We start from the raw sequence: 4,187 nt of genomic DNA on the forward strand, positions 1-4,187 counted from the left end.
GGCCCCACTGCGGGAGCAGGTCGAGCAGCGGGTTGCGGTAGCCGCCGCGGAGGCCGCCGCGCTGCGACAGGCCTTGCAGGAGCTGTTGCCGGCGACCGAGCGCGCCGAGAACGAGACGACACGGGCCACGCTGGAGGTGCTGCATCAGCGCCTGCGCGTGCTGTACGGGGACGCTGCGTCATCGGAGAGGGGCGGGGAGCCGCGCTGATACGGAAGATGGTTGTGATGTGTCCGGCCGGCAACGCGGGGCTGTGCTTGCGTTCGGGCTGTGACGGTACGGACGGACAGGCGCCGGGCGCCTGTCCGTCACCTGGCACGCCGCGGTCAGTCGGCGCGGCCGCCGAACTCGCCGGTGGTGGTGTTCACCAGGATGCGTTCGCCGTTGGTGATGTACTCCGGCACCATGATCTCGATGCCGGTATTGAGCTTGGCCGGCTTGGGGCGCTTGGTGGCGGTGCCGCCCTTCAGTTCCGGCGGGGTCTCGACCACTTCCAGGGTGACGTGCTGCGGCAGCTGGATTGCCACCGGCTGCTCGTCGATCACCTGCACGTAGATGCCGGTCAGACCTTCGGTGATGTAGCCGGCGTCGTCGCCGATCACGTCCGCGTCCAGCGTGTACGGGGTGTAGTCCTCGTCATCCATGAACACGAAGGCATCGCCATCCATGTAGGAGAAGGTGGACTGGCGCCGCAGCAGTTCCACTTCCGGCAGGTTGTCATCGGCGTCGAAGCTGGCATCGAGCTTGTTGCCGCCCGGCACGCTGTACATGATGAACCGGAAGCGGACGTTGCCGCCGCGGCCCTGCGGCGAGCTGCGCTCGATGTCGCGGATCTGATAGACGCCGTTGTTGTACTCGACGACGTTGCCTTTCTTGATGTCGTTGGCTTTCATGCTTGGAAAGTCGGTTGGGGTTGCGGAAGGGGGAAACGCAAGCGGGCGCCGTGTGGGCGCCCGCGGATGGATCATTTCGGTGCCAGACGCACGGCACCGTCAAGGCGGATGGTCTCACCGTTGAGGTAGGGATTGCCAATGATGTGGCCGACCAGGCCGGCGAAATCTTCCGGCTGGCCCAGGCGCGACGGGAACGGGATGGAGGCGGCCAGCGACTCCTGCACATTGGCCGGCATGCCATCGACCATCGGCGTCCAGAACACGCCCGGTGCGATGGTCATCACGCGGATGCCGAAGCGCGACAGTTCGCGGGCCATCGGCAGGGTCATGCCGACCACGCCGCCCTTGGAGGCGGAGTAGGCAGCCTGGCCGATCTGGCTTCATAGGCGGCGACCGAGGCGGTATTGATGATCACCCCGCGCTCGCCGGCGGCGTTGGCCTCGTTGTGCTGCATCAGCTCGGCGGCGGCCTTGGCGACGTTGAAGCTGCCAACCAGGTTGACCATCACCGTTGTCTGGAAGTTGGCCAGCGGCATGGCGGCCTCTCGGCCCAGCACGCGGCCGGCACCGAGGATGCCGGCGCAGTTCATCACCACGTTCAGTCCGCCGAGGAACGCTTTGGCGGCACCCAGGTTGGCGGCCACACCGGCCTCGTCGGTGACATTGGTGGTGAAGTAGCGGGCATTGTCGGCGCCCAGCTCGGCGACGGCGGCAGCGCCTTTCTCGTCGTTGAGGTCGAACAGGGCGACCTTGCCGCCGTGGGCGACGAGGAAGCGGGCCACACCCAGGCCGAGGCCGGAGACACCACCGGTGATGACGGCACGAACGGAGGACAGCTGCATTGGAACGATCCTGCGGAAAAGAGCGCCGATTCTAGCCGATGGCCGACCGTGCGCCGAAACCGGTCAGCGCAGCCGGCGGGCGAATTCACGCGGTGACAGGCCGGGGGCGAACAGGAAGCCCTGGCCGATCGGCACCCCCAGTTCGAGCAGGAACTGGCGCTGGGCTTCGGATTCCACCCCTTCGGCGACCAGGCCCAGGCCGAGGCTGCGGGCGATGCCGCAGACCGCCTCGCACACCGCGACATCCGAGCGGTTGCCGGGCACGCCATTGATGAACAGCTGGCTGAGCTTGAGGCCGTGGATGGGCAGATGGCGCAGGTAGTTCAGCGCGCTGTAGCCCTCGCCGAAATCGTCGATGGTCAGCATCACGCCCATCTCGCGCAGCTCGGCGAAGGTATGCAGCGTGGCCGGTGCGTCCTCGATCAGCACGCGTTCGGTGAATTCCAGCTCCAGCGCCGCACCGGGCAGCCGGTATTCGTCCAGTATCTCGCGCAGGCGGCGGGCCAGGTTGTCGCCATTGAACTGGCGGTAGGAGACATTGATGGCGATGCGGACCAGCCCGAGCCCCTCGTCCATCCATTCGCGCACCTGCCGGCAGGCTTCGCGCAGCACCCAGTCGCCGATGCGCACGATGTCACCGGTGGTTTCGGCGTGGCTGATGAAGATGTCCGGGCGCAGCTCGCCCAGTTGACGGTTGCGCCAGCGGATCAGCGCCTCGGCACCGACGATGCGGCCGCCACGCAGATCCACCTGCGGCTGGTACACCAGCCGGAACTCGTTGCGCTCCAGTGCGCGGCGCAGGCGGCGCTCGATCTGCAGGCGGTCACGCTGCTCGCGCGCCAGTTCCGGCGTGAACACCTGCCAGCCGTTGCGGCTGCGGCGCTTGCATTCGTACATGGCCCGGTCGGCGTTCTGGATCAGTTCCTGCGGGCTTTGCCCATCTTCCGGTGCGCGGGCGATGCCGATGCTGGTGGTGACCGCGAATTCGTCCTTGCCCAGCCGGAACAGCGGGGCGAAGGCATCGGTGATGGCCTGCGCCAGCAGTTGCGGATGCTCGGGCACCTCGCGGGCATCGCAGATCACCACGAATTCATCGCCGCCGAAACGCGCCAGCAATCCTTCGGTGCCGATGGCGTTGGCAATGCGGCGGGTCGCTTCGATCAGCAGTTCATCGCCGGCGTTGTGGCCGAGCACGTCGTTGACCGTCTTGAAGCGGTCCAGGTCGATGTACAGCACCGCGACCTGGGCGTGGGAAGGGTTGCCCAGCCGCGCCTTCAGGTCGGCCAGGGCCGCGTCGCGATTCATGATGCCGGTCAACGGATCGGTGCGGGCCTGGGTCTTGAGGGTTTCCTCGGCGTGTTTGCGCTCGGTGATGTCCTGCAGCGTGCCGGCGATGCGGCTGGAGGCCATGTCGCCGGCTTCGATCTCGCCGATCATGCGGATCCACACACTGTGGCCGTCGCCGCGCAGTCCCTGCAGATCCAGTTCGAAGCCGCGCTTGCGCTCGACCTCCCGGTCAAGGGTCTGTTGCAGGCGCAGCCGGTCATCGCTGCCCAGGCACTGCAGCAGCTGCTCCAGTGTGGCCGGCGGCGGCGTGTGGCCGAGAATGCGCTGCGCCTCGCCGGTCAGGTACAGCCGCTGCTGGCCGCGATCCCACTCCCAGCCGCCGATATGCGCCAGCGCCTGGGCGCGATCGAACAGCACATGGTCGCGTTTGAGCTCGGTGACGTCGCTGAACATCGAGAACACGTGGTCGGGCAGGTCGCGCCCGCAGGAAAATACCGGCACCGTGGTGATCGAGATCCAGATCATGCGCCCGCGCGGGCGGTGGTACAGGCCGACGATGGTGCTGGGGATCGTGTGACCATCGCGGAACGCGCGTGACACCGGCCATTGCTCCGTGCGCAGCCGGCGGCCGTGCTCGTCAACAGTGATCCACTCTTCGCCTTCCATCGGAATCTGCGTCGGCGGTTCGGCGCCGAGTCCGAGGATGCGATGGGCCGCCGGATTGGCCGAGATCACCTGGAAGTGCTGATCGAACAGCATCACGCCTTTGTCGATGGATTCGAGCAGCAGCCGGTAGCGCGATTCGGCCTGCCAGCGGCGGCTCAGGTCGCGGGCTACGGCCACGATGCAGGGCTGGCCATCGTTCTGGAACGACGCCGAATGCACCTCCACCGGGAAACGGCTGCCATCGCCGCGCATGTTGGTGACTTCGATCACATAGGTCTGGCCGCGGTTGAGGGTGTCCCAGACCGGTTGCAGGTGATCCTCGGGCAGATCCGGATTCAGCAGTTCGATCGGTTGGCCGACGATCTCCTGGCGGCTGCGGCCGTAGGCCTGGACGCCGGCGGCGTTGACGTCCAGCACCGTGCCGCTGGCGCTGAGGATGCTGACCGGGTCCGGGAACGCATCGAACAGCGCCCGGTAGCGCTGCTGCGCAGACTGGCACTGG

Annotated in this window: 3 protein-coding genes and 1 pseudogene; 1 reads left to right on the forward strand and 3 read right to left on the reverse strand. The window is 67.1% G+C overall.

Annotated features, from left to right (window positions below):
• Nucleotides 1-208, forward strand: a 208-nt coding sequence (locus JCM9942_RS11590; RefSeq protein ID WP_054659814.1) for a hypothetical protein, incomplete at its 5' end; no start/stop codon positions are given.
• 116 nt (nt 209-324) lie between these two features.
• Here the strand turns inward: JCM9942_RS11590 and yeiP are convergent.
• The 3 genes and pseudogenes from yeiP to JCM9942_RS11605 all read right to left on the reverse strand — a co-directional run.
• Entirely contained in the window at nt 325-891 is a 567-nt protein-coding gene (gene yeiP, locus JCM9942_RS11595) for an elongation factor P-like protein YeiP (RefSeq protein WP_054659816.1), read from the reverse strand.
• A gap of 71 nt (nt 892-962) precedes the next feature.
• A pseudogene (locus JCM9942_RS11600) lies at nt 963-1,732 on the reverse strand (SDR family NAD(P)-dependent oxidoreductase).
• Nucleotides 1,733-1,795: 63 nt separating this feature from the next.
• Nucleotides 1,796-4,187, reverse strand: a 2,392-nt coding sequence (locus JCM9942_RS11605; RefSeq protein ID WP_054659818.1) for a sensor domain-containing protein, incomplete at its 5' end; no start/stop codon positions are given.

The organism is Stenotrophomonas pictorum JCM 9942, assembly GCF_001310775.1.
GTDB lineage: Bacteria > Pseudomonadota > Gammaproteobacteria > Xanthomonadales > Xanthomonadaceae > Stenotrophomonas > Stenotrophomonas pictorum.